Raw genomic sequence first — 22,381 nt, 5'->3', positions numbered from 1 at the left:
TTTCGCATCACGTTTTCTGCAGGCAAATGAGGAGTAAACAGAAATGAATAAAGGTTATTTAATCGGTCATGTGACCGTCAAAGACCCCGACGCCTATGCCGAATATGCCCGGGCAGCGGGGGAGGCCATGCAGCCCTTCGCGCCAAAGATCATTGCCTGGTCCGGGCAGTATGAAAACCTTGAGGGCGAGTCGCATCAACGGCATGTCATTTTTGAGTTTGCTTCCTTTGACGAGGCTAAGCGCTTCTATGAGAGCCCTGCGTATCAGGCGGCAAAAAAACTGCGTGCAGGTGCGGCGACCGGCACCTTTGTTTTGGTTGAAGGTAGTAGTCTTTAATCAGGCATAAGCGTGGGCGCTTCTCGCGTATGGCTGGATCCTCAACCACATTCAATAAAGGTCACCGCAGACTAAGAAAAGGGGACATTTGCTCAGGTTGTAACGTTGTAATCAGGGGGGTAAACTTACCGGCACTCGAGTAGACCGTGTCGCCTGAAGGGAAAACCCTATTGAAAACCCCTAATTTCTCTGAGCTGATAAAAATGACAGCTCTGCAACTGTTCAAAGAAAACGGGTTGAATAAGGTTTCAACCCGTGATTTAACGCAAAAACTCAATATTTCACGAAGCCACATCTATCACTATTATCGTGATTGGGAAAGTCTCAAAATAGATGCTATCCAGTACATGCTGGATAAGGATATTAATGAATACCATAACTTTTCACAGGCTTCTGAAGGCTTAAGCGCGACTGAGAACGTTTTCCACTATATTCAATATCTGCTGCCTGACGCACCTTCCGCACACTGGTTGCTGTATCTTGAACTCTGGCCAATGGCCGCCCGCGATAATAATTATGCTCAATTAGTTCACAATCAATACCTCAGGTGGAGGAACATCCTCGAGGAAATTATTAACCTCGGCATTAAGGAAAAAGAGTTCCTCACCCAGGACGCCTCAGCTTCCGCCCGCAAAATAAATGCATTAATAGATGGTTACTCCAGTATGCTGATCCTTGAGTTTACTGCTGAAAAGCGCGCTGTTTATATCAGAGAACTTTCTGAGCTTTCTTTTGAGATAATTAAAGTAAGCTCCCGGTGAAGTATGCAAATGCCTTGCGGGAGTCATTACTTTTTTATGTCAAAATAAGACAAAATTCGCACCATTTTACTCTCCGCAGTCGTGTTGCCTGGCATTGTGGAATCAATCCAGGTCTCATCAGCCTCTGGGTGTGGGCCAGAAAGCAGCACGGTACCTTTACCATATTTATAGCGTGCCATGGCGATATCGCCGTTCTCATAATAGGCAATTGCTTTGAAACCATCGCTTGGATCGCCATTCTCCATATAGGGTCCATCCTGATAATAAAAAGGCTCACGTTTATTATTCCAGTCTATCTGCAGCGTGTAATCACCCTGATCGTAGGCGCGCGATCCCGGCCTGCCTACTTCTGACTCCATTGAAGTATCGACCAACCCAATCCAATCTTTGCCAGCGAGATAAGCGCCCATGCAAAGACCAATAAAGCCTTTGCCGCTTTTTACAAAATTACGGACAGCCTCTGCACCTTCATCGCTGAGTGCCTCATAAGAAGCAGGGATATCCTGTCCTCCTCCAGGCTGAACGTAGATATCAAAACTTCTCAACGTTTGTTCATTCACTTTGAGTTTTTCAGCTTCGCCTACATAGGTAATATCCAGCGGTAACCCTGTTTTCATCAACGATTTGTAGACCATTTCGGAACAGCCAGAGCATCCGGCCTGACCGCGATAAAGGGCGATGTGATAAGTCTTGTGATCCTGGACTCCAGCCGCGGCAGTACCGTAAGAAGGGGTTAAAAAGAACAAAGTTAACAAGGTTAACCTACTTATTGTTGCGGATTTTGTTGCCTGTTTAAGAAAAAACATAAGAATGATCCCCTATCATATAAGTGCAATGTTCTCGACTGATAACCCTTTTCGAATTCTGATCGACGCTATCGCAAAATTAGAGCGACTGCTCAAATTTATGCGTATCGTCATTTAAGTCAAGTTTTTTCGCCTAAGTTTTGTAAAAAATAAAAGAGGCTGAACAGGGTAAAAAAGCCTGCGCTACAACATCAACATGCTGTTTTCGTTGCGATATCTGGAAGGCGGTATAGTGAAATGTCGGGTAAAGATACGGGTGAATGTCTGTAGCGAACCATAACCGTAGCGCAGTGCAATAAGTGAAATTTTTTCATCTGTCTCGCGGATATCTCGTGCAGCGAGTTGGAGTTTTTTATTGCGTATGTAACGCCCGAGACTCTCTCCTTTATAGTGAGTAAATAGCCGTTGCAAATACCATTTAGAATAGCCCGAGTGATGTGCGACTTGCTCAATACACAAGGGAATGTGTAAGTTGTTGTCAATCCAGTCACTTATACTATTTATCACGGTTTCAGAAATTAACATCTTCTGCTCCTGAATATTTTGCACAAACTGAGCGCAGATTTATCACGCTTTTTAGTAGCTTTTTTTAAGGCCACTGCTTAAAAGGCTGATAAGCCTTTCATTATTAATGCCAGTCCAAATTCAAAAAAGCTATCTGGATGCTGTCTTACCGGTAGATCGAGGCCGGTACTCTCTTCAGAACTTTTTGACAGGTTGAGATCTCTGTTTCTGGCGGCGTGAGACTGCTCTTCTATTACGCACCCGAGGGTATATTCGCTAAGCGTAAATAAGATCATTGAGGCTTCAGTCTCTGTGAAACCGACCTGAACCAGGTATGCCACTTTCGGATAAAAGGTATCTCTTCCCACTTTATCGGGGGTAGTACCTGCATGTAATAAGGCGCCATCCCGGTGAGAGAGTAGGGCTCGTCGGAAGCTACGTGTATTTTCTGCCAGCCAATTTCTCCACACAGTTGTATCTGTAGGCGCAGGAAGAGCATGATGGTTTGCCATAATGGCTGAAGCCATTTCATCAAGCAAAACGGATTTATTCTTGAAATGCCAGTACAGCGTTGCTGACTCCACACTGAGTTTCTGTGCCAGCTTACGGGTCGTAAGTGCTTCCAGACCAACTTCATCTAAAAGTTCGAGGGCCGCCTCGATAACCTGCTCTCGCTTAATTTTTGCCATGTGATTGATCCTCAACTTCGTGCATGTAAATAGCAACACTGCGCAAAAAACTGTCTGTCAAAAGCCCGGTGTTGCGCTTCTGTTTAGTTAAAAAATCTATCATTGTTAGATTAATTGATCAATGATAGATTTTTGCTTTCCGCTCTCTGATTGAGGCTTTTCTATGAATATAAATCGTGAAAATTACGTTGAAAAAGCATCTGATTCTGCATCCGCAACTGCCATACCCCCGGTTTTGTGGATACAGGCGTCCATCATTACGCTGGGTGCTTTTTCTACCATGCTCTCATCTACGATGCTCAGCGCGGCACTGCCTGCAATGGCAAAAAGCTTAGGGGTTAACGACGTTTCAATACAATGGATCGCCACAACCTATCTGATGGCGCTTGCAGCCGGGGTTCCTGTAAGTGCATGGGCGGTAAAAAGATTTGGCGCGACACGGCTTTGGCTCTGCACGCTTATGTTGTTCGCTATTTTCTCTGTCGCCTGCGCGCTCGCAGTTAATTTTGAGATGCTTCTCGGCGCGAGAGTGTTGCAGGGGCTGGCCGGGGGACTACTCGTACCCGCAGGGCAAACGATCCTTGGGTTGACAGTCGGACGTGAGCGCCTTGGGCGAATCATCGGGACGATAGGCGTTGCCATCGTCATTGCGCCTTTATTGGGTACCTCGCTTGGTGCCGTTCTGATTCAAAGTTGTGGATGGCGAGGGTTATTCTGGATAACTGTGCCATTGTGCGTATGTGCTTGTCTGGTCGGTTATAAATTACTCCCGCATCCGAAAGCCAAAAATGTTAAGCCACTCTCTTTTGACTGGCTGGGTCTGGCATTCATTTTTTGCAGCTTGCCAATGTTGATGGATGGGATGAAGGGAATAAGTCTTGATACAGGAAAAAACGACCGGGAATTTATCATACTCATGCTGGGTATATTGTTTGCCTGCTTATTTGTCTGGCGATCTTTACGAATCACGTCACCTTTACTTCATCTCGGGCTTTTTAAAAATCGTGGATTCACACTGTCTGCTTTATTAATGACGTTGGGCGGTGCAGTAAATTTTGGCGGACAATTCTTGCTCCCTCTCTATTTCAGAGATGTTGGCCATAAGTCGCTGGCAGAGGTGGGTTTACTTCTCACCCCACAGTTAATTGGCTCTGCGACAGGCTTTCCACTGGCAGGCTACTTTTCTGACAAATTGGGGGCACGTATAGTCCTTATTGCCGGTGGCTTACTCACTGTCGTAGCGACACTCCCTCTGACCATCATTGATGCCAGTTCAGGCTATGCCTTCATCGCAGGTGCGTTAGCTGTCAGAGGATTCGGCTTAGCCCTTGCGACGGTGCCCGCGATGGCGGCAGGGCTTGCGGTGGCAGGTAATCGTCATGTAGCTGACGCAGCACCACTCCTTAATATTTTGCAGCGCATTGGCGCGATGGCCGGGACAGCACTGGTCACTGCTGTCTATGTCAGAAACAGTCAGGGGAGCGGAAGCGTATTTGCATTTCAGCATGGTGCATGGATGCTTACCGCAGGCGCTTTAGGGCTTTTGCTGGCTGCGTTTTTCATGCCGGATGGCGCGGCTTCAACTGCGCAGCGAAAATAACGTTATCTCCAGTGGTGCCGTTGGCCTGCTCACTGGCAGCGTTATGTCAAAGGCGGATGTCAGCAACCTCGCTGCACATCACGTTGCGGGATCTGCCGTTCTCTTTGCGGCAAAATAGTGTGCTGGCGTGCTGCCCATGGTTTTCTTGAACATGGTGATAAAGGCATTAACCGACTCATAGCCCAGATTGGCCGCCACGTTTTGTACCGAGACACCGCTTGCCAGCTCCCGCAGGGCAACGATCAGATGCAGTTGCTGACGCCATCGCCCGAATGTCAGGCCCGTTTCGCGCAGCATCAAACGGGCTAAAGAGCGCTCGCTGAGCGCCAGCCGCTTTGCCCAGCTTTTAAAGGTGCTCCGATCTTGCGGATGGCTGACCAGCGCATCGGCCATGGCGCGGATTTTGGGATGCGCCGACACCGGCAGGCTCAGTTTCTGCTGCGGCATGGTGGCGAGCTCATCAAGCGTCACGCGGGTCAGCCTGCCGGCATGGCTCTGTGCGGCGCAATCCACCTCTTCATGGGTTAAGCGATCCACCAACGCTTTAATTAGCGGTGAAATCGCCAGCGTGCAGCATCTCTCCGGCAGCGCGGCGGCACCCGGTTCAATAAACAGATAGTTGAGATGCGCATTCCAGGTGGCTTTGGCGCTATGCGCGATCCCGCCGGGGATCCACATCGCGCAATCTGGCGGCACGATCCAGAGATCATTCTCCGCCCGACAAATTACTGCGCCGTACAACGCAATGATCAGCTGCCCCTTGCGGTGCGTATGAACCGGCACTTCTGCTGCGTAATCCACGAAATCAATATGGCGTGCAACCGCCGGGCCGGAGGTGCTATCCGGATCAAACAGAGTATGAGCAAGTCGGGGTGTCATCACTTTGGCAACATTTAGGTATTTTTTGACAGAATAGGGTATTTAGTGACCTGCGCAAACCGGAAATAATCTCCGGCATGAGCAAAATAACCTTTCGTCATATACGTCCCGTGAATCTGATAAGCCGCAGGCTTCCATCGACGCTGCTGAGCGACGCCCATGCCATGCTCTACTCCGTCAGGAGCTTTGCCGCGGCGATGCTGGCTTATTACATTGCCCTGTCGATTGGCCTTGAGCGACCCTCCTGGGCGATCATCACCGTCTATATTGTTTCGCAAACCTCGGTGGGCGCGTCGCTAAGCCGCAGCCTCTATCGCCTGGCAGGCACCGTCGTGGGGGCAGGGGCGACGGTGTTGATTGTGCCGACGTTTGTGAACATGCCCATTTTATGTAGCGTGATGCTGACCGGCTGGATCACCTTCTGCCTCTGTTTATCCCTGCTGGAACGCACGCCCCGCGCCTATGCCTTTGTGCTGGCCGGCTACACCGCAAGCCTGATTGGTTTCCCCGCCGTCTCCGATCCTGGATCGGTGTTTAACATCGCCATCATTCGGGTGCAGGAGATCACCATCGGCATTCTTTGCGCTGCGTTGATCCACCGATACGTTTTTCCGCGCCGGATCGCAGGGCTGTTCAACACCACATTAGCGCAGACACTGCATTCGGCGCGCCAGCATATTTCCGACACCTTGTCCGGCAAGCCCGATGCGCAATCTGAGCCGCTGCATCTGGCACTGGCGCTACAATTCCTGCAGGGCATCGGCCACCATATTCCCTATGATTTTGCCCTTTCGGTTCCGGTGCGCCAGGCGAGAAAAGCCCTGCACGACAGGCTGGCGCGGCTGATCATCGTCAATGGTGAATTACGCGATCGCGTGCAGATGATTGCCGATATGCCAGCCGATATTCAGATGCTGCTGGATGACGTTCGGGTCTGGCTTACCTGTGACGATGCCGGGCAGCGTAAAATTGCGGCAGAGGAGCTACAACAACGCAGTGCTCTGTTACTGCAAAGGCGCGCGGAGCAGATCGAGACGTTTGAGGAGGCGCTGGCGGTCAATGTTGTCCGCTACATCGCGGAGTCGATAAGCCTTATAGCGCAGTGTGAGCATCTTTCTGCCGCCATCCATCACGCCAGGCCAATGCCTGCGCCGACAGAAAGCTACGCAGCGAAAGGGTATGTTTTTCATCGCGATCCGCTTACTGCCACGCGCACGGCGCTGGGTGCCTTTGCCATCATCCTGGGCGGCTGTCTGGTATGGATCTATTCTGCCTGGCCAGAGGGCGGCACGGCAGTCTCCATTCTTGGGGTGTGCTGTACGCTGTTTGGCAGCTTCGACACGCCAGCACCCCATCTTGTGAAATACATTATCGGCTCCATCTGGGGCGTTTTGATAAGCCTGGTCTATAGCTTTCTCCTGCTTCCCCAAATCAGCGATTTCGCCGTACTGGTTGCGGTGTTTGCGCCGGTCTATCTGCTTGCCGGGTCACTGCAGGCGCGGCCACCCACCACCTTTATGGCAATGGGCATCACGCTGACGCTGCCGGTGTTATGCGAACTGGGGGCGCACTACAGCGGTGACTTCGCCGCGGCCGCCAACACGGCTATCGCGCTCTTTATAGCGACCGGCTTTGCATTTATCAGCATGAGCCTGCTGCAAACCGTGCAGGCAGATGCTGCGATAAAACGTTTACTGAAGCTCTGCCAGCGCGATATTCGCCGCAGCGTGAGCGGGGTGGTGACCAGTGATGAGATGCACTGGACCAACCTGATGATTGATCGGGCCGCGCTGCTGATCCCGCGCCTGCCGCGCAGCGGGGCGTCATCGGCACGGGCGCTCGATCATCTGTTGCACTTTCTGCGTATCGGTCTTTCTGTCCGCCACCTGCGCCGCGGTGATTCGCCTGTGGCGGGTGAGATCAACGAAGTGCTTTATCGGCTTACCCGCACAACTGAAACCGAAGCCTTGCGTGAGCGCATTGTCGCGATCGCAGGCCGCTGCTTGCCTGCAACAGATGCGCCATCGCGCCAGTTTGTCGACAAGCTGGTTGATCTGCACTGCGCGCTCCGGGCGCAGGGCGAGGAGTCCGCCAATGATTAATGACATCAATATCGGAGGCGTTTATATCCCCGGATTGTTGGTAACGGCGCTTATCGCGCTGGTCTGCACGTTACTCATTGTGCCGCTTCTCTCGTGCAGCAGGCTTTATCGCCGCTTGCCGTTTCGCCCGTTGATCGATCTCTCAAGCTATATCGTTACCTTTTTCCTGCTGTTGCAGGGCCTGACCAACCTGGGGTTATTCGTATGAAATCTCTACTCTCTTTGCTGGGTCGCTACGCGCTGACGCTGAGTGCTGTCGCGGTGGCGACACTTGCGGCGTTTATCCTCTGGAAACATTACGCACAGACGCCGTGGACGCGAGACGGGCGGGTACGTGCAGATGTGGTACAGATTGCGCCGGATGTCTCCGGGCCGGTAAGCCGTGTGATGGTCCGCGATAATCAGTGGGTTAACCGGGGCGATACTCTCTATGTTATCGATCCGCACTGGCTGAAGCTGAGTATGCTCAGCGCGCAGGCTGACGTTGAGGCAAAACGTCATGAGATGCTGATGCGCCAGGATGCGGCGCGCCGACGAGCGCAGATTAAAGAGGTCATTTCCGGCGAGGATATCCAGCAAACACGCAGTGCGGCAAGTGTCGCGGCGGCTAATTATCAGGGCGCGCTGGCTGCGCTGGAGCTGGCGGAGCTGAATTTATCCCATGCCACCGTTCGCTCGCCGGTGGCAGGTTATGTCACGCATCTGCGGCTCCGTCCTGGCGACTATGCCACGGCGGGGGAGACAAAAGTCGCCATTGTCGATGCGCACAGTTTCTGGGTGGTCGGTTATTTCGAAGAGACCCGGCTGCGACATATCCAGGTTGGCAACCGTGCGCAGGTTTCGCTGATGGGGTATGACGCGATGATTAGCGGGCACGTGGAGAGTATCGGGCATGGGATCGGCGACAGCAATGACGAAACCGGTGGCCTGGGGCTGCCGGAGGTTAACCCGACCTTTAACTGGGTGCGACTTGCGCAGCGGGTACCGGTGCGGATCCAGTTAGACAGGATCCCAGAGGGCGTAGTGTTAGTGGCCGGGTTATCCGCCAGCGTCGCCATCGAGCCGTAAACGGCGTTTGCATGCTCGATGCGGGCTGACGATCGACGCCAAATCAGCGGGTACGCTTTTTGCCTGGCGTGACGCAACCATGGCTGAAAAGTTAATTGCCTTAACTTCAGCCTATCCCCGGCAGCGGATGTTGATCATGCTGCATAACCTGCATATAAAACGAGAGGGGAGCCAGGAGAGGGCAGCATTAAAGCTGAAATCCGTACGAGAATATTTCGAAGAGGTCTTTCCTGGGCAAAGCCACTCTGTGGCTCAGCTTGCCCGAAGTGGCAGCGCCTTACACAATGATTTATCCCCCTTTCGTTTTCACATTACCGACCCACACTCCGCAGAGTCTCTGTGCGGTGATGCTGCCTGTACTCTGCTTACCGCGGCAGAAATACCGGCTACCTGCACCGCATGGCACCATGCCTTTGAGCGTGAAACCGTGACGGCTAAACATCAGTACGAGGGCTGTTTTATCTTCAACGCGGTGCGTTCGCCAGTAATAGTTTCTTCGTGAAATCCCCTCATCATCTCTGCCGTATACCAGCAAGCGGACAAGGGCCGCGTCAATCAGACTGATGTTTATCTGCTCTTCTCTTTAAGCAGGATTTCATCGAGCTTTTTCAGCACTTCGTTCATCCCCCTGCTGACAATCCGATCCTCACGCATCACGGTGCCGAGGGTTCGCTGAAGCGGGGGCGTCAGTGGGTATACGCTGAGCCCTTCACACTCTTCAGTGCTGGCAACAGAAATGCGGGGAACGATGCTGTAACCCAGACCGGATCGCACCATCCTTTTAATCGCTTCGATACTGCCAAGCTCCATCACCGGGCTGGCAAGCTGGCCTGCGTGCCGGAACCACTCATCAATCAGCGCGCGCGTTCCGCTTCCTGATTCAAAAATAATCAGCGGCAGCGATAAGAGATCGTCAGGAGAAAGCGCTTTCATCGATCGCGCGGATAAATCCTCCTCCATGATGACCACAAACTCATCCCTGTAGAGCGGATTAACGCTCACGCTTTTGCCCGCGGCTGGCAGTGTGACCAGACCGATATCGATCCGGTTCTCCTCGACGCCGCGGACAATCTCTGAGGTGTTGCCGGTGCGCACATTCACTTTCAGCAGCGGATGCGTCTGGCGCAACTGCTGCAATATCGGCGGCAAAAGATGGATGCAGGCCGTTGCGCCTGTGCCGACGGTCACGGTGCCGGTGATCTCATCTGAATGCAGAGAGACCGCTTCCACCGCGGTTGTTACCACGGCCTCTATTTTCTGGCAGTGCTCACAAAGCGTTATGCCAGCCGCTGTGGGCTTGATTCCCCGGCCCGTTCGCTCAATAAGTCGCACCTGCAGCGCTTGCTCCAGCTGTCTTATTTGCAGGCTGACCGCGGGCTGCGACAGGCCAAGCTCCTCCGCCGCTCTGGAGAAGCTGCCCCGGCTGATGACCAGCCTGAAGGTGGCCAGATGGTCGAGGTTGAGGTTTGTCATGCCAAAGTTTTCCTTATGCTGCTGATAAGCCCGGTGGCCTGTCTGAAATAATCGCCAGGGGATAGTCTCTTTCTCAGACGCAATAAGGAGCCGTACTGATGGAAATAATTGAGGCAGAAGAACGACATATCCCGGCTATACAACAAATTTATGCATACCACGTATTACACGGCTGCGCCACGTTTGAAACCCAACCGCCCGATGAAGCGGAAATGGCATTCCGCCTGAAGCGGTTGCAGGCCTCCGGGCTGCCCTGGTTTGTTGCCGTGGTCGATGGCAATGTGCGCGGTTACTGCTATCTGGCGCGCTACCGCGAAAGGCATGCCTACCGGTTTACTCTCGAAGATTCGGTCTATATCGATGCTAGTTGCCAGGGGCAGGGCATCGGCAAAAAACTGCTCTCGCATGCGGTGGCATGGGCCGAAGCGAGCGGCTTTCGCCAGCTCGTCGCCGTAGTGGGTAACAGCGAAAACGCGGCTTCACTCGCCCTTCATCGCGGGGCAGGCTTCACACTTACCGGCACACTCAGATCGGTAGGATTTAAGCACGGGCGCTGGCTCGATACCGTCATGATGCAACGCACCCTCGGACAGGGGGAGAGAACGCTGCCGGAGATGGCAGAAAGCTCCAGGCATTCTGCCTACTGATGCAGTCGGCTGGAGATCAGCAGAGGGCGTTGTTGCTGGTATGTTAATTCATTGTGGGTGTTTCGTTTTTGGTGATAACGTAGTCACATCATAAAACCCGCATAAGGGGTAACCGTGGCACACCAGCAAGCACCTCATATTGAAACAGAACGCCTGATTTTAAAGCAGTTTACCCTCGATGATTTTCCGGCGCTCCAGGCGTGCTGGTCGACCCCGGAAATGGCAAAAATAAGCGGTGGCGAGATCCCAACGGCAGAGATGGTCTGGGCTCGCTTATTACGTTATATCGGGCACTGGCAGGCGTTAGGGTATGGCTACTGGGCCGTGTTTGAAAAAGCAACGAACCAGTATGCCGGTGCCTTTGGCTTTCAGGATGCGCATCGCGATACCACGCCGAAGCTGGAATACCCCGAAGCGGGATGGACACTGATTCCGGAAGTGCGTGGCAAAGGCTATGCCTCTGAAGCGCTGGCGGCAATTTCATTATGGGCCGACAACACCTTCGCTTCTCCTGTCTGCTGCATTATTGCTGAAGAGAATAAACGCTCGAATTATTTAGCCGAGCGTTTTGGCTTCGAGTTGCAAAATTATGTCAGTTATCGCGGTAAGCAGGTACGGCTGCTTGTACGCAAGTAAATTCTTAAAGCGTATTTATAAAACGTGATCGAAATAACATTTTTTCTGCAGAAATATTTTGTCAGAATAAATGTGCTTCGAAATGAAATAGTGGCGCAGGGTGAATTAAAGCATTTCAACGAAATGTCGATATTAGATCGAATAACAACCCCAACGAGTGCCGCTAATATGACATGGAAAAATACCCAGGGCCGAATAGGCCTGATGCTTGTAAGCTTTTTCGTTATCTTATTGATCGTTACCTATATTGTTATCAAACTATTCGTCTCCCCGCAGATTATTGAAACCGAAACCAAAAATATTCAGGCAACGGTTGAATTACAAAGTAACGCTATTAAAGAGCAGATGAACCGGGTTAAGGCTCAGCAACGCTCAATTACTGAACTGGTTGTCGGTCTGCAAAGCGAGCAAATCGACGCATTATTACCGCATCTGGTTAACCAGTATGGGGATTTAAACGTATTCGGCGGTGGGATTTGGCCTCTGCCTGGTCAGCGCGATCCGGCGCGGGACAAATTCAGTACTTTCTATGCCCGCGACAGCGGCGGCAACCTGCAAGTCAACACCGTCTGGAACCAGCCTGAATCGGCAAAATACTGGGAGCAACCCTGGTATAAAGACGGCATGAACGCGCCGAAAGGTGAGTGTGCGTGGGCAAAAGCCTATCAGGACGCGGCCAGCCCGCAGCCGCGTACTAACTGTGCCATGGCGATCTGGAAGGATGGCAAAGTCTGGGGCGTGGCGACCATCGACGTGACGCTGGGCTTCTTTAACCAGCTGGCCGTTGATATGGGCAAAGCGGTCAATGGCAGCGTACTGATTGTTGAGGCGGACGGCAAAATCGTCGGTAACGGCTCTTCCGTACAGGATAAACCCGCGCTCTCAAACGTCCGCGATCTCGGTATTCCGGCGGCAGCGCCGTTAATGAGCCTGTTAGGCCAGGGTAAAACAACGGAAGTGCGCGGCAGCTATGACGGTGAAGACGGCGCGCATTCCCTGTTCGTTCTGCCCATTAGCGGCAGCCCGTGGTTTATGGCGGTGGATATTCCGAGCAGCCAGCTGGTGAGTATTTCTGACGCCATTATGACCAAGCTCACCATCGTCCAGGCGATTATCGGACTACTTATCGTCGTGATCATGATGATTATTGTGCGCAATATTTTCCACAATGTGACGTTGCTCAACCGTAATATTGAAGCGCTCTCCAGCGGTGGCGCGGATTTAACGCAGCGTCTTGCGCAGAGCAAGAGCCCGGAATTTAACGCCATTATCAATAACTTCAATAAGTTTATTACCTTCCTGAATGAGCTGATGCAGCAGGTCGGGAGCAGCACGCTGGCGATCTCGTCGGCTTCGCGCCAGATTGCCAGTGGTAACCTTAATCTCTCTTCGCGCACCGAAGATCAATCGGCCTCGATCGTGGAAACGGCAGCGTCGATGGAAGAGCTGACCAGCACCGTGCGCCTTAACGCAGAGAATGCGTTGCAGGCCAACAAACTGGCGGAAGAGGTTTCGGCGGCGGCAAAACAGGGGGCCAGCGTGGTCAACAAAGTTGTCTCCACGATGAATAACATCAATGACTCCTCCGCTAAAGTGGTGGACATCATCAGTGTGATTGATGGGATCGCCTTCCAGACCAATATCCTGGCGCTTAACGCCGCTGTAGAGGCAGCAAGGGCGGGCGAGCACGGCCGCGGGTTCGCGGTGGTGGCCGGTGAAGTTCGTTCCCTGGCACAGCGCAGCGCCCGTTCGGCTCAGGAGATCAAAAAACTGATTGAAGAGTCGGTGAGCAGCATTGAGCAGGGCAGCGGGCAGGTTCGTCTGGCGGGAGCAACAATGGATGGCCTGATGGAGAAAGTGGAAGGCGTGGGCGTGCTGATCTCTGAAATCAGCTCTTCCAGCGATGAACAGAGTCGCGGGATTGCCCAGATTAATATCGCCATCAACCAGCTCGATAGCGCCACGCAGCAGAATGCGGCGCTGGTGGAAGAGGTTGCAGCCGCCGCGCAATCGATGGAAGAGCAAACCGTCCAGCTCGAAAACGTGGTTGGCAGCTTTAAGCTCTGATCGACAAAAAAGCCGACTCTATTGGGTCGGCTTTTTTTCTCTTGCGTCTGTCATTTCAATACCTGCATCGCATTACCCTGATTGCAAATATCCCTTCGCACTGCTGTTTTTAATAAATAGTTAAATAACCCTAATATTTTGGGATGTGAAAAGCTTTTTCACAAAACCTTAAAAAATGTTGTCAGCCCTGTAAGGCCGACAAAAAGTAGGTCATCAGAATAATCTTTCAACTCCTTCAGATAGTCATCATCGTTTTTTTTCAGTTTTGCGATAGCCTCTTTAGCGCTTGCAGCGTCGACCTCGAAATGATGCTTTTTATAGCCTTTTCTTTTAAGAAGAGCAGCAGCTTCCTGATTTACACTCTCTTTAGTAAAGACTCTGGCATCTGATTCATTGTAATAAAATACATAAGCTTTCATTTTGTATCCCTTACATTTACTGGAGCAGGCTTAATTCTAAATTAATACATACACGCTCTATTATGCGCGCTATTTATTGTGAAATAACATAACTAATCATTTCATTCAGTTATTACTCATGCTGTTTTCAGCAGTTTTGTGAACGTACGCACGGTGACGCTGCAAGGTTATGTGAATGCTCGCTCTGCGCTCAGTTCTGTCGTGACCTCTCTTCTCATCATAGGCAAAAAGCCTGTGCGATATCGCTTGACCGAGGTAGAACGATCGTTCTACCATCAACCCATGAACAAAAACATACCCAATACACGCGAGAAAATTCTCGCAACCGCTGAAGAGCTTATCTATCAGAACGGTATTCATGCCACCGGGATGGATTTGCTGGTGAAGACGTCCGGCGTGGCGCGAAAAAGTATCTATCGCCATTTCACCAACAAGGATGAGGTGGCTGCCGCGGCGCTTAATGCGCGTGATGTGCGCTGGATGGAGTGGTTCAGGCGCGAGTGCGACAAAGCGGAGACACCGCGCGAGCGCATCCTGAATATCTTTACCGTGCTTAAAAGCTGGTTCGAGTCGGAGGGCTATCGCGGTTGCGCGTTTATCAACACCGCGGGCGAAGTGGGGAACCCGGACGATCCGGTTCGTCAAATCGCCAGGCTGCACAAACAGAAACTGCTCGACTACCTGCTTGAGCTTACCGGGCAGTTAAATACGGATCAGCCATTACCGCTGGCGAGGCAGTTACTGATACTGATTGAAGGTGCTATCACCATGTCGCGCGTGATGGGCGATTACCGCGCCGCCGATGAGGCAAAAGATGTCGCTCAGCTATTACTAAAGCAGATCCCGTAGCCGGGATCTTGCTTCCAAAAATGAAACACTCACCTGTCCACTTATCCTGGAGGCACCACCATGTCCGATTCACACATCCGTCCGCCACTGCCGCCGTTCACCCGCGAGTCAGCGCTTGAGAAAGTCAGGCTTGCTGAAGATGGCTGGAACAGCCGCGACGCCGAAAAAGTGTCGCTTGCTTACTCTCTGGATACCAAATGGCGCAACCGGGCGGAGTTTGCCAATAATCGTGAAGAGGCGAAGGCGTTTCTTGAGCGTAAGTGGAAAAAAGAGCTGGAGTACCGACTGATCAAGGAGTTGTGGGCATTTGACGGTGACCGTATCGCTGTCCGCTACGCCTATGAGTGGCGTGATGACTCCGGTAACTGGTTCCGTTCTTACGGCAATGAGAACTGGGAGTTTGGCGAAGATGGTCTGATGCACCATCGCTACGCCTGTATTAATGATATGCCGATCAAAGAGAGCGAGCGTAAGTTCCACTGGCCGCTGGGACGTCGCCCGGACGATCATCCGGGATTATCCGCGCTGGGCCTGTAAGTTTCCGGGCATCCCTCGCAGGATGCCCGTCCATTATCGGCTGGCAGAAGCCGCAGGCCTGGAGGGTCAGAAAGGTTTGGTAGGAAGGTACTTGCCATCCAGGGTGATCACGGCGCGATGGCCGCCATCCGGATCGTCGACTTTTTTGATATCCAGCTTGAAGTTGATCGCGCTGATCACACCATCGCCGAATTTCTCATGAACCAGCGCCTTCAGGGTCGGCCCGTAGACCGACATCATTTCATAGAAACGGTAGAGGGTCGGATCGCCAGGCACTTCGCCCCCAAAGCTTCCGCGAACCGGCACCGTCTGCAACAACGCGATCTCATCCGCATTAAGATCGAGCTTCTCGCCCACCACGCGCGCAGCACTCTCCGGAAGAGGGTGCTGGCCCAGCAAAGCGGCAACAACAAAGGCTTCAGAGAGTCCCGTGCCGTCAACGATCTCCGCATAGGAGAGGTTTTTGCGCGCCTTAGCCAGAATGATGGTTTCAGTAAGCACCTGGCGGGCGCTCTGGGTAACTTGAGTCTGGATCATTATTTCATCTCTTGTTGATAGGTATTTCAGGCAACACGCCTGGTGTGTTGGGAAACAGCATGAACATCCGGGTTCTCCGCAAGGGCGACGAATTCCCGGCCATTGAAGGCGTCAATGCGTCCGCTGCCGATGTCATATACCCAGCCATGCAGCGTGACGCGGCCCTCTTCAAGCGCGAGGCGAACAGAGGGGTGTGTCTGAATATTGGCCAGCTGCGCAATCACGTTTTCACGCACCATCGCCGCCACTTTCGTCGGCCGATCCGCATGCTGTCGCGATTCGTTCACCACGCGGGCTGAATCAGCGTATCGCAGCCAGCTGGCGACGGCGGGCATATGATCCAGACACTGACAGGTGGCAATCGCCGTCATTGCGCCGCAGTCGGAGTGACCACAGATCACAATGTCGGCGACCCTGAGGGCGGAAACGGCGTATTCAACGGAGGCTGAAACACCGCCTGGCTCCGGGCCATACGACGGCACAATGTTGCCGGCGTTGCGGATCACGAACAGATCGCCTGGCTCACGCTGAGTAACCAGTTCCGGCACCAGCCGGCTGTCGGAGCAGGAAATAAAGAGCGCTCTCGGGCTCTGCTGGGTGGCGAGATCCCGAAACAGTTTGATGCGCTCAGGAAACGCCTCCTGCTGGAATTTCAAAAAACCGTCAATGATCGCTTTCATCGTGCTTTCTCACTGTCGCTGGGTGTGGGACAAAGATTAAGCTCTGCTTTGTATAAGGTAAAAGTCTCATTTATTATGAGGTTTATTAGATAATCTAATGGAGGGGATTATGCTCGCCCGGCATATTCACTATTTTCTTGCAGTTGCAGAGCATCTCAGCTTTACGAAAGCGGCAGCGGAGCTGCACGTATCTCAGCCAGCGCTTTCGCAGCAGGTAAAGTTACTGGAGGAGAGTCTTGGCGCTCAGTTGTTCGATCGCTCAGGGCGCGCGACGCGTCTGACCGATAGCGGAAAGATCTACCTGCAATATGCACGTCGCGCGTCGCAGGAGCTGCGTGAAGCCACCCGCGCCATTCATGACGTAAGCAATCTCAGCCGCGGATCGTTACGCGTGGCGGTGACGCCCACGTTTACGACCTATCTTCTGGGGCCGCTGGTTGAAGCCTTTCACGCCCGCTACCCAAAAATCACCCTCAGCGTGCAGGAGATCGCCCAGGAGCATATGGAGGAGTTGCTTCTGGCAGGGGAGCTGGACGTGGGCATCGCTTTTGCGCCGGTGAGCAGTCCCGATATCGAATCGGTCCCGTTGCTGGATGAGACGCTTGCGCTGGTGGTCAGCCCCAGACACCCCTTGTCGAAAAAGAAACGTGTTGAGTTGCAAAGGCTTGGCGAAGAGTCGCTTGTGTTACTCAGTACCGAGTTCGCGACGCGCGAGCAGATCGATCGTTACTTTCGCAAGCATCACATCACTCCACAGGTGCTGATGGAAGCCAACGCCCTTGGTGCAGTGATTGAGATTGTCCGCTGGACGCCGCTATCAACGTTATTGCCTGCGAAGACGGCGTTTGCCCAGGACGATCTGGTGGCTATCGCGCTTGAGCCCGATCGCCTGCAGCGTACGGCTGTTTTACTGCGGCGAAGAGATGGCTATCAAAGCTTCTCCGCCCGTGCCTTCACTGAACTGGCAATAGATATTTCCGCCGGGCTAACGGCCTGAAACGCAGCTCGTTTATCGCGAACCCGGCGGATAGAATTTCTGCACCGTCATGGCAGATAACGCCAGCCGCCGGGGCGAATATTCATCAGAAGCGATATGTCACAGTCAGGCTTCCGGTGGGAGACGCTTTGCGTTGTACGATTGGGCTGTTGCGCGCATCACCCGCCAGCTGCGTGTAGCCTGCATCGGCGACCACGCTCCAGCTTTCGGTGAAGTTGTGCGTCCAGTCGAGATTGAGTGACCAGGCATAGATCCCCGAACCGGCGTGGTATTGCGTAAACCCCGATGCGGCGGATTGGGCGGCACTCACCCCGTAGTAAGTCTGCATATAATCATTTGTCCCCCAGCTGCTGGTCAGCCCCAGCGTCACGCTATTTTTCGGCGAGTGATAAAGCGGGCTGACGATACCGAAATGCAGCGCCGCACCATTGTCGCGCTGGGAAAAGGGCACCTCAGCCTGCAATTGCGCACTCAGCCAGTTGGTCAACTTATACCCAAGGCCCACCACGCCGAGCGCCGAGCCTTTTACATTGCCCATTCCACGTAAGTGGTCGCTGCCGTCGCTCATGGTATCGCTGTCGACATTGTGATCCTTACGGCCGGTGCGATAGCTCAGCGCCGCGCTGTAATCGAAGTCGCCAAGGCTGTTGCCATAACCGAGGCCGCGCGTGGAGCTGACAAAGAAGCCGTTACGCATTGAGTAATCGAGCACCAGCGCCGTCGAGACGCGGTTTTCATCGGAACCGGAATAGCGCGGCGCAACACCCACACCGCCCCCCAGCGTTAAGGTGGTACCCTGGGGCGGTTCAGCCGCCAGGGTTGGGGTGGAGAGCAGCGCCAGCAGCGCGCCCGGCACGATTTTTTTCAGAATGCTTTTCGGGAATGAAGGGCGGAACTTATGACGCAGTTCGGTGTTTCTCATTAACTAAGTCCTTATGGAGTCAACAGATTACGAGTCACCGCTAGTTTGAATATGCACCCTAAAGTTCTCATGAGCCGAAAATGAAGAAAGCATGAAGCGCGTGCCGGCGAGGCAAACCTGATAGATTTCCTGATACCGTATTTTTCTTCAGACGTTCTTCATTCACCGTTGATAACGTAACTATTGTGAAAATTCTCCTAATTGAAGACGACCTCGATCTCGGCAACGGCGTGCGCATTGCGCTTGCCGATCAAGGGTTAGATGTCATATGGGTTCGCCGCAAAGAGGATGCGCTGCATCAGCTTGATGCCTGCGCACCAGAACTGGTGTTGCTCGATCTCGGGCTGCCGGACGGCGATGGCATGAGCGTGATGGCGTACTTGCGCCAGCGGCTTAAAGGCATCCCGGTCATCATTCTGACTGCGCGAGGCACGCTGCAGGATCGCCTGAGCGGGCTGGATGCCGGAGCTGATGATTATCTGGTCAAACCTTTTGTGCTCGCCGAGCTGCTGGCGCGGGTGCGAGCCCTTGCGCGCCGCAGTTACGGTTTTGACAATGAGGTAATCGACATTCGCGGGTTGTCTCTTCATGTGCCAACGCGGCGTGTGACGGTAAGCGCGCGCAGCATTGAGTTGACGGCAAGTGAATATGCGCTGCTTGAGACGTTACTGCTGCGTCCCGACCGCGTAGTGACGCGCCCCTTTCTGGAGGAGAGGATCTTTGGCGCAAAAGAGAATATGAGCAACACCCTCGATGTGCATATGGGCAATCTGCGGCGCAAAATTGGCGAAGGGTATGTGCGCACGGTGCGCGGCGTAGGCTATGTCATTGATACCGTCCCGATCGAGAAGAGGGAAGGGTGATGGGAAATTTCTGGCGCAGCCTGAAGGCCCCGACGCTGGCTCGGCGAATTATTATCGCCCAGATGCTGCTGCTTACATTGCTGTGGTGCCTCTTTCTCACCTTCATTTTGTGGGAGGACTTGCGCAGCCCGCCGATCCTCACCGGGAGTGAGACTTACGAAACCATCTTTACTATGGTCGATCATATGGACGATCGCCCGCGGGAACGAACCGAAATGCTGGAAGCGTTCAGCCGGGCGTTGCGCGAGGGGTATGGCGGCGGTGACGATCCCGCACTCTCCATCAGCCTTATCGTGCGCAGGGATCACGCGATAATTTACTCCTCAGAAGGCGCGCCAACCGGGGTAACCAACAGCAGCTATGGCAAGCTGCAAAAAAGCGAGAGCGAAGGGCGACGCTGGACCAGCCGTACTCTGAAATCGGCGAATGGCGACACGGAGGTTACTCTGGTCACGCCTGCCGGTAGCTGGAACTTCTTTATCTACCTCAACTCGCGCGGCTACTACATCCTGCCGCTGCTGGTCTGCATCCCGTTTCTGCTCTTTCCCGCCTGGCTGTCGATCCGCATCGCCATGCGCCCCTGGAACAGGGTGGTCAACGAGATTGCTTCACGCACGCCGGAGGATCTCTCCCCCTTAAACGCCGTGCCGAAGCATAAAGAGCTTCGCCAGATGGTGGATGCAATCAATGAATTTCTGGCGCGATTGCGGGAAAGCACGGAGCGGGAGCGGGTGTTTATAGCCGATGCCGCGCACGAGCTGCGCACCCCGCTGGCGGCGATGCGCATCAACGTTGAGGCGTTGCAGGGCTATATCAGCAGCGAGCGTCAACAGGCGTTGCTGGCCGGGATTATTCGTAGCAACAGCCGTGCGGCTCGTCTCGTCAATCAGCTGCTACTGCTGATGCACAGCGAAGCGCGCACCGATACGGTGATGGCCGCCGTGCCGCTGACCTCACTTATCCAGGATCGCATGGCGGTCCTGTCGCCGCTGGCGGCTGAGCGGCGGATCGAGCTGGAGTTTTACGCCGATGATGAGTTCTGCATCGACGGTGTCAGGGAGCGCCTGATGTCGCTGATTGATAACGTTATTGAAAATGCGATCAAATATAGCCCGGAGGGCGGGCGGGTTGAGGTCGCGGTGGGAACGTGCGATGCATTCACGCAGCTTCGCGTCTCTGATGCCGGCCCCGGCATCCCCGTTGAGCTGCGCGAGCGCGTCTTCGACCGGTTTTTCCGCGATCCCAATCAGCTGCAGAGCGGCAGCGGGTTAGGGCTCTCTATCGTCAGGGCGGTGGCGCAGCAACACAACAGCCGCGTCGGCTTAAGCACCTCTGCAGAGGGGGGATTAGTGGTGACCGTTGAGTTTCCCGGGCCCACTGCCGTCTGACAAAAGGGAGCTGCTTCACCACCCGGGGGAAAAGGAAAGCGAGCGATAACATTCCACCGGGTTGCTGTGTCGTAAGGGATTGTTATTGCTTTTGTTTGCTGGTGCAGTTTCAGGCCGGCTAATGGTCCATGTTTGTTAAGATGAAATGGCACGAACGGAAAGATGCCACCCCGCCTCCTCATGTATATCTCCCTTCACAGAGAAAAAAGAGGAGATGAAGATGCTGAAAGGTAAAAGAGCGGTTATTACCGGCGGTGGTGGCGGATTTGGCCAGGCGCTCTGCGTATGGCTGGCGCGCGAGGGTGTTGAGATCGATTTTTCTGCGCGGCGGGCTGAGGATATTCAAAAAACCTGCGGCATCATTACCGCGGAGGGCGGCATCGCCAGAGGGTATCTGTGTGATTTAGCCCAGCCTGAATCCCTCTCTCACTTTTCTACCCAACTGTTAGCCTCAGACAAGCCCATCGACATGTTGATCCTCAATGCTGCGCAGTGGTTGTCAGGCACCTTAGACGAGCAGCCTGCGGCAGACATTATCACGACCCTCAATTCTGGCGTGACAGGGTCGATTCTGCTGACGCAGGCGTTGCTGCCGGGGCTTCGGCGATCGGAGAGTGCGGATATCGTCGCCATCATCTCTTCATGCGGCATCCCGAACTTTACGGACTCCATTGCCCACCCCGCATTTTTCGCCAGCAAACATGGGCTTAGCGGCTTTATCACTAAAGTCTCTCAGCAGCTCAGCGAAGAGAATATTCGGGTTACCGGGCTCTATCCGCCCGATTTCGAAGTGACAGGATTAGACACCCTTGCCGGAAGTCAGGCGAAAATGGGCGAGCGTCTGCTGAACGGGCGTTCGGTCTGGGAGACGATCCGTTTTGTGCTGACGCAGCCGCGGAGTTGCCATATCGGCCAGATTTACTTCCAGGGCCCAACCCGCGAAGCGCTGCAACCGTAGCGCTTTCACACTCAGCAAAAGGGAATCGAATAAAAAACCGGGTTGGCACGTTTATACGCTAAACACCCCAGGGATTATCAAAATGACGCGTATCGTGCCTGCCCTCGCTCTCGGATTTCTGCTCAGCGCCTTTTCGGTATATGCCAGCCCGGCTGACTACCGTATTAATTCGCAAGAGACCACCATTACTCTCTCCTGGCAGGCATTTGGCGATATGTCACAGGCCAGGCTGGGAAATGTCACCGGGGATATTGCCCTCAATGCCAACAACGACAGAGATGACACTGTCCATGTTGCCATTCCGGTGGCAACGCTGAATGCTTCTAATCAGCTGTTAACCTGGCAGATGAAAAGCAGCCTCTTTTTTGACGCTGAACGCTACCCGAATATCACCTTCACCAGCAGCCGCGTGGTGGCTGTGGGGCAGGGCCATTATCGGATTCTGGGCACTCTGGCGGTGAAGGACATCGCGCGCCCGGTGATTCTGGATGCCTTACTGAATGATAAAACCAGCGGGCCAGAGAGCCTTTCCCTGCATGCAACAACCACGATTTCACGCTCGGCGTTCAACATGACCCGTTTCGCGGCGCTAGTTGATGACAACGTAACAATCACTATTGCGATTCAGGCCCGCCTGCACCGGGCCGTCTGAGCGCGCCTTT

At 53.6% G+C, this 22,381-nt stretch carries 26 protein-coding genes; 17 read left to right on the top strand and 9 right to left on the bottom strand.

What is annotated here, in order from left to right:
* Window positions 1-43 precede the first annotated feature (43 nt).
* Together N7V53_RS01345 and N7V53_RS01340 are read left to right on the top strand one after the other, a co-directional pair.
* A complete protein-coding gene (locus N7V53_RS01345) occupies window positions 44-337 on the top strand; it encodes a DUF1330 domain-containing protein (protein ID WP_279791685.1) in 294 nt (97 codons plus the stop codon).
* A gap of 170 nt (window positions 338-507) precedes the next feature.
* Window positions 508-1,098: a TetR family transcriptional regulator C-terminal domain-containing protein gene (locus N7V53_RS01340; protein ID WP_279791684.1), complete on the top strand. Its 591-nt coding sequence runs from the start codon at window positions 508-510 to the stop codon at window positions 1,096-1,098.
* Window positions 1,099-1,124: 26 nt separating this feature from the next.
* Here N7V53_RS01340 and N7V53_RS01335 read toward each other — a convergent pair whose 3' ends face one another.
* The 3 genes from N7V53_RS01335 to N7V53_RS01325 form a co-directional block, all read right to left on the bottom strand.
* Window positions 1,125-1,904, bottom strand: coding sequence for a BPL-N domain-containing protein (locus N7V53_RS01335; RefSeq protein ID WP_347882215.1), 780 nt, complete (start codon window positions 1,902-1,904; stop codon window positions 1,125-1,127).
* A gap of 183 nt (window positions 1,905-2,087) precedes the next feature.
* The gene (locus tag N7V53_RS01330; protein ID WP_279791683.1) at window positions 2,088-2,429 is read right to left on the bottom strand and encodes a helix-turn-helix domain-containing protein; all 342 of its coding nucleotides are present in this window, start codon (window positions 2,427-2,429) and stop codon (window positions 2,088-2,090) included.
* A gap of 77 nt (window positions 2,430-2,506) precedes the next feature.
* A complete protein-coding gene (locus tag N7V53_RS01325; RefSeq protein ID WP_279791681.1) occupies window positions 2,507-3,097 on the bottom strand; it encodes a TetR/AcrR family transcriptional regulator C-terminal domain-containing protein in 591 nt (196 codons plus the stop codon).
* A 163-nt stretch (window positions 3,098-3,260) separates the two neighbouring features.
* Here N7V53_RS01325 and N7V53_RS01320 point away from each other — a divergent pair, with 163 nt between their 5' ends.
* Window positions 3,261-4,697, top strand: a complete 1,437-nt coding sequence (locus N7V53_RS01320; RefSeq protein WP_279791680.1) for a DHA2 family efflux MFS transporter permease subunit — start codon at window positions 3,261-3,263, stop codon at window positions 4,695-4,697.
* A gap of 78 nt (window positions 4,698-4,775) precedes the next feature.
* Here N7V53_RS01320 and N7V53_RS01315 read toward each other — a convergent pair whose 3' ends face one another.
* Window positions 4,776-5,576, bottom strand: a complete 801-nt coding sequence (locus N7V53_RS01315; RefSeq protein WP_279792699.1) for a helix-turn-helix transcriptional regulator — start codon at window positions 5,574-5,576, stop codon at window positions 4,776-4,778.
* A 77-nt stretch (window positions 5,577-5,653) separates the two neighbouring features.
* On the opposite strand from N7V53_RS01315, the gene N7V53_RS01310 reads away from it, so the two are divergent.
* From N7V53_RS01310 to N7V53_RS01295, 4 genes are all read left to right on the top strand, one after another.
* Window positions 5,654-7,678 (top strand): FUSC family protein, encoded by a 2,025-nt coding sequence (locus N7V53_RS01310; RefSeq protein WP_279791679.1) that lies wholly within the window; start codon window positions 5,654-5,656, stop codon window positions 7,676-7,678.
* The gene (locus N7V53_RS01305) at window positions 7,671-7,886 is read left to right on the top strand and encodes a DUF1656 domain-containing protein (protein WP_279791677.1); all 216 of its coding nucleotides are present in this window, start codon (window positions 7,671-7,673) and stop codon (window positions 7,884-7,886) included. The genes N7V53_RS01310 and N7V53_RS01305 overlap by 8 nt, the downstream gene beginning before the upstream one ends.
* Window positions 7,883-8,746: an HlyD family secretion protein gene (locus tag N7V53_RS01300; protein WP_279791676.1), complete on the top strand. Its 864-nt coding sequence runs from the start codon at window positions 7,883-7,885 to the stop codon at window positions 8,744-8,746. Before N7V53_RS01305 ends, N7V53_RS01300 begins: the two co-directional genes overlap by 4 nt.
* A gap of 79 nt (window positions 8,747-8,825) precedes the next feature.
* The gene (locus N7V53_RS01295; RefSeq protein WP_347882214.1) at window positions 8,826-9,248 is read left to right on the top strand and encodes a hypothetical protein; all 423 of its coding nucleotides are present in this window, start codon (window positions 8,826-8,828) and stop codon (window positions 9,246-9,248) included.
* Window positions 9,249-9,313: 65 nt separating this feature from the next.
* On the opposite strand, the gene N7V53_RS01290 is transcribed toward N7V53_RS01295, so the two are convergent.
* The gene (locus N7V53_RS01290; RefSeq protein WP_279791672.1) at window positions 9,314-10,219 is read right to left on the bottom strand and encodes a LysR family transcriptional regulator; all 906 of its coding nucleotides are present in this window, start codon (window positions 10,217-10,219) and stop codon (window positions 9,314-9,316) included.
* 98 nt (window positions 10,220-10,317) lie between these two features.
* Here N7V53_RS01290 and N7V53_RS01285 point away from each other — a divergent pair, with 98 nt between their 5' ends.
* The 3 genes from N7V53_RS01285 to N7V53_RS01275 all read left to right on the top strand — a co-directional run bounded on the left by N7V53_RS01285 (window position 10,318) and on the right by N7V53_RS01275 (window position 13,569).
* Window positions 10,318-10,866: a GNAT family N-acetyltransferase gene (locus tag N7V53_RS01285; RefSeq protein WP_279791671.1), complete on the top strand. Its 549-nt coding sequence runs from the start codon at window positions 10,318-10,320 to the stop codon at window positions 10,864-10,866.
* A gap of 114 nt (window positions 10,867-10,980) precedes the next feature.
* On the top strand, window positions 10,981-11,502 hold the full coding sequence (locus N7V53_RS01280; protein ID WP_279791670.1) for a GNAT family N-acetyltransferase: 522 nt from the start codon (window positions 10,981-10,983) through the stop codon (window positions 11,500-11,502).
* 168 nt (window positions 11,503-11,670) lie between these two features.
* The gene (locus tag N7V53_RS01275) at window positions 11,671-13,569 is read left to right on the top strand and encodes a methyl-accepting chemotaxis protein (protein WP_279791668.1); all 1,899 of its coding nucleotides are present in this window, start codon (window positions 11,671-11,673) and stop codon (window positions 13,567-13,569) included.
* Between the two features lie 158 nt (window positions 13,570-13,727).
* Here the strand turns inward: N7V53_RS01275 and N7V53_RS01270 are convergent, their stop codons facing one another.
* Window positions 13,728-13,988 carry a hypothetical protein gene (locus N7V53_RS01270; RefSeq protein WP_023481617.1) on the bottom strand — a complete coding sequence of 87 codons (261 nt, stop codon included), beginning with the start codon at window positions 13,986-13,988 and terminating at the stop codon, window positions 13,728-13,730.
* Between the two features lie 282 nt (window positions 13,989-14,270).
* Between N7V53_RS01270 and N7V53_RS01265 the strand changes: the two genes are divergently transcribed.
* Both N7V53_RS01265 and N7V53_RS01260 read left to right on the top strand, forming a co-directional pair.
* Complete coding sequence (locus tag N7V53_RS01265; protein WP_279791665.1) at window positions 14,271-14,837, top strand: TetR family transcriptional regulator; 567 nt, start codon at window positions 14,271-14,273, stop codon at window positions 14,835-14,837.
* A 60-nt stretch (window positions 14,838-14,897) separates the two neighbouring features.
* Entirely contained in the window at window positions 14,898-15,374 is a 477-nt protein-coding gene (locus N7V53_RS01260; protein ID WP_023481667.1) for a nuclear transport factor 2 family protein, read from the top strand.
* Between the two features lie 66 nt (window positions 15,375-15,440).
* Here the strand turns inward: N7V53_RS01260 and cynS are convergent, their stop codons facing one another.
* Window positions 15,441-15,911, bottom strand: a complete 471-nt coding sequence (gene cynS, locus N7V53_RS01255; protein ID WP_279791664.1) for a cyanase — start codon at window positions 15,909-15,911, stop codon at window positions 15,441-15,443.
* A gap of 26 nt (window positions 15,912-15,937) precedes the next feature.
* Window positions 15,938-16,591: a carbonic anhydrase gene (locus N7V53_RS01250; protein ID WP_279791662.1), complete on the bottom strand. Its 654-nt coding sequence runs from the start codon at window positions 16,589-16,591 to the stop codon at window positions 15,938-15,940.
* Between the two features lie 109 nt (window positions 16,592-16,700).
* Between N7V53_RS01250 and cynR the strand changes: the two genes are divergently transcribed.
* Window positions 16,701-17,588 (top strand): transcriptional regulator CynR, encoded by an 888-nt coding sequence (cynR, locus tag N7V53_RS01245; protein WP_279791660.1) that lies wholly within the window; start codon window positions 16,701-16,703, stop codon window positions 17,586-17,588.
* Window positions 17,589-17,673: 85 nt separating this feature from the next.
* On the opposite strand, the gene N7V53_RS01240 is transcribed toward cynR, so the two are convergent.
* Window positions 17,674-18,510 carry a MipA/OmpV family protein gene (locus tag N7V53_RS01240; protein WP_279791659.1) on the bottom strand — a complete coding sequence of 279 codons (837 nt, stop codon included), beginning with the start codon at window positions 18,508-18,510 and terminating at the stop codon, window positions 17,674-17,676.
* 185 nt (window positions 18,511-18,695) lie between these two features.
* Here N7V53_RS01240 and N7V53_RS01235 point away from each other — a divergent pair, with 185 nt between their 5' ends.
* The 4 genes from N7V53_RS01235 (at window position 18,696) to N7V53_RS01220 (ending at window position 22,371) form a co-directional block, all read left to right on the top strand.
* Window positions 18,696-19,373 (top strand): response regulator transcription factor, encoded by a 678-nt coding sequence (locus tag N7V53_RS01235; RefSeq protein ID WP_279791656.1) that lies wholly within the window; start codon window positions 18,696-18,698, stop codon window positions 19,371-19,373.
* Complete coding sequence (locus tag N7V53_RS01230; protein WP_279791654.1) at window positions 19,373-20,761, top strand: ATP-binding protein; 1,389 nt, start codon at window positions 19,373-19,375, stop codon at window positions 20,759-20,761. The genes N7V53_RS01235 and N7V53_RS01230 overlap by 1 nt, the downstream gene beginning before the upstream one ends.
* A 220-nt stretch (window positions 20,762-20,981) precedes the next feature.
* Entirely contained in the window at window positions 20,982-21,719 is a 738-nt protein-coding gene (locus tag N7V53_RS01225) for an SDR family NAD(P)-dependent oxidoreductase (RefSeq protein ID WP_279791653.1), read from the top strand.
* Between the two features lie 82 nt (window positions 21,720-21,801).
* The gene (locus N7V53_RS01220; RefSeq protein WP_279791651.1) at window positions 21,802-22,371 is read left to right on the top strand and encodes a YceI family protein; all 570 of its coding nucleotides are present in this window, start codon (window positions 21,802-21,804) and stop codon (window positions 22,369-22,371) included.
* Window positions 22,372-22,381: the final 10 nt, after the last annotated feature.

Origin of the sequence: Kosakonia sp. HypNH10, assembly GCF_029850615.1 — a bacterium.
Classification (GTDB): Bacteria; Pseudomonadota; Gammaproteobacteria; order Enterobacterales; family Enterobacteriaceae; genus Kosakonia; species Kosakonia cowanii.
This window is presented reverse-complemented; position numbering and strand designations above follow the sequence as displayed.

Excerpts from the sequence above, each read along its gene's own strand:
- N7V53_RS01345 (WP_279791685.1), top strand. The coding sequence starts at position 44 with ATGAATAAAGGTTATTTAATCGGTCATGTGACCGTCAAAGACCCCGAC.
- N7V53_RS01335 (WP_347882215.1), bottom strand. The coding sequence starts at position 1,904 with ATGTTTTTTCTTAAACAGGCAACAAAATCCGCAACAATAAGTAGGTTA.
- N7V53_RS01330 (WP_279791683.1), bottom strand. The coding sequence starts at position 2,429 with ATGTTAATTTCTGAAACCGTGATAAATAGTATAAGTGACTGGATTGAC.
- N7V53_RS01325 (WP_279791681.1), bottom strand. The coding sequence starts at position 3,097 with ATGGCAAAAATTAAGCGAGAGCAGGTTATCGAGGCGGCCCTCGAACTT.
- N7V53_RS01320 (WP_279791680.1), top strand. The coding sequence starts at position 3,261 with ATGAATATAAATCGTGAAAATTACGTTGAAAAAGCATCTGATTCTGCA.
- N7V53_RS01315 (WP_279792699.1), bottom strand. The coding sequence starts at position 5,576 with ATGACACCCCGACTTGCTCATACTCTGTTTGATCCGGATAGCACCTCC.
- N7V53_RS01310 (WP_279791679.1), top strand. The coding sequence starts at position 5,654 with ATGAGCAAAATAACCTTTCGTCATATACGTCCCGTGAATCTGATAAGC.
- N7V53_RS01305 (WP_279791677.1), top strand. The coding sequence starts at position 7,671 with ATGATTAATGACATCAATATCGGAGGCGTTTATATCCCCGGATTGTTG.
- N7V53_RS01300 (WP_279791676.1), top strand. The coding sequence starts at position 7,883 with ATGAAATCTCTACTCTCTTTGCTGGGTCGCTACGCGCTGACGCTGAGT.
- N7V53_RS01295 (WP_347882214.1), top strand. The coding sequence starts at position 8,826 with ATGGCTGAAAAGTTAATTGCCTTAACTTCAGCCTATCCCCGGCAGCGG.
- N7V53_RS01290 (WP_279791672.1), bottom strand. The coding sequence starts at position 10,219 with ATGACAAACCTCAACCTCGACCATCTGGCCACCTTCAGGCTGGTCATC.
- N7V53_RS01285 (WP_279791671.1), top strand. The coding sequence starts at position 10,318 with ATGGAAATAATTGAGGCAGAAGAACGACATATCCCGGCTATACAACAA.
- N7V53_RS01275 (WP_279791668.1), top strand. The coding sequence starts at position 11,671 with ATGACATGGAAAAATACCCAGGGCCGAATAGGCCTGATGCTTGTAAGC.
- N7V53_RS01270 (WP_023481617.1), bottom strand. The coding sequence starts at position 13,988 with ATGAAAGCTTATGTATTTTATTACAATGAATCAGATGCCAGAGTCTTT.
- N7V53_RS01265 (WP_279791665.1), top strand. The coding sequence starts at position 14,271 with ATGAACAAAAACATACCCAATACACGCGAGAAAATTCTCGCAACCGCT.
- N7V53_RS01260 (WP_023481667.1), top strand. The coding sequence starts at position 14,898 with ATGTCCGATTCACACATCCGTCCGCCACTGCCGCCGTTCACCCGCGAG.
- cynS (WP_279791664.1), bottom strand. The coding sequence starts at position 15,911 with ATGATCCAGACTCAAGTTACCCAGAGCGCCCGCCAGGTGCTTACTGAA.
- N7V53_RS01250 (WP_279791662.1), bottom strand. The coding sequence starts at position 16,591 with ATGAAAGCGATCATTGACGGTTTTTTGAAATTCCAGCAGGAGGCGTTT.
- cynR (WP_279791660.1), top strand. The coding sequence starts at position 16,701 with ATGCTCGCCCGGCATATTCACTATTTTCTTGCAGTTGCAGAGCATCTC.
- N7V53_RS01240 (WP_279791659.1), bottom strand. The coding sequence starts at position 18,510 with ATGAGAAACACCGAACTGCGTCATAAGTTCCGCCCTTCATTCCCGAAA.
- N7V53_RS01230 (WP_279791654.1), top strand. The coding sequence starts at position 19,373 with ATGGGAAATTTCTGGCGCAGCCTGAAGGCCCCGACGCTGGCTCGGCGA.
- N7V53_RS01225 (WP_279791653.1), top strand. The coding sequence starts at position 20,982 with ATGCTGAAAGGTAAAAGAGCGGTTATTACCGGCGGTGGTGGCGGATTT.
- N7V53_RS01220 (WP_279791651.1), top strand. The coding sequence starts at position 21,802 with ATGACGCGTATCGTGCCTGCCCTCGCTCTCGGATTTCTGCTCAGCGCC.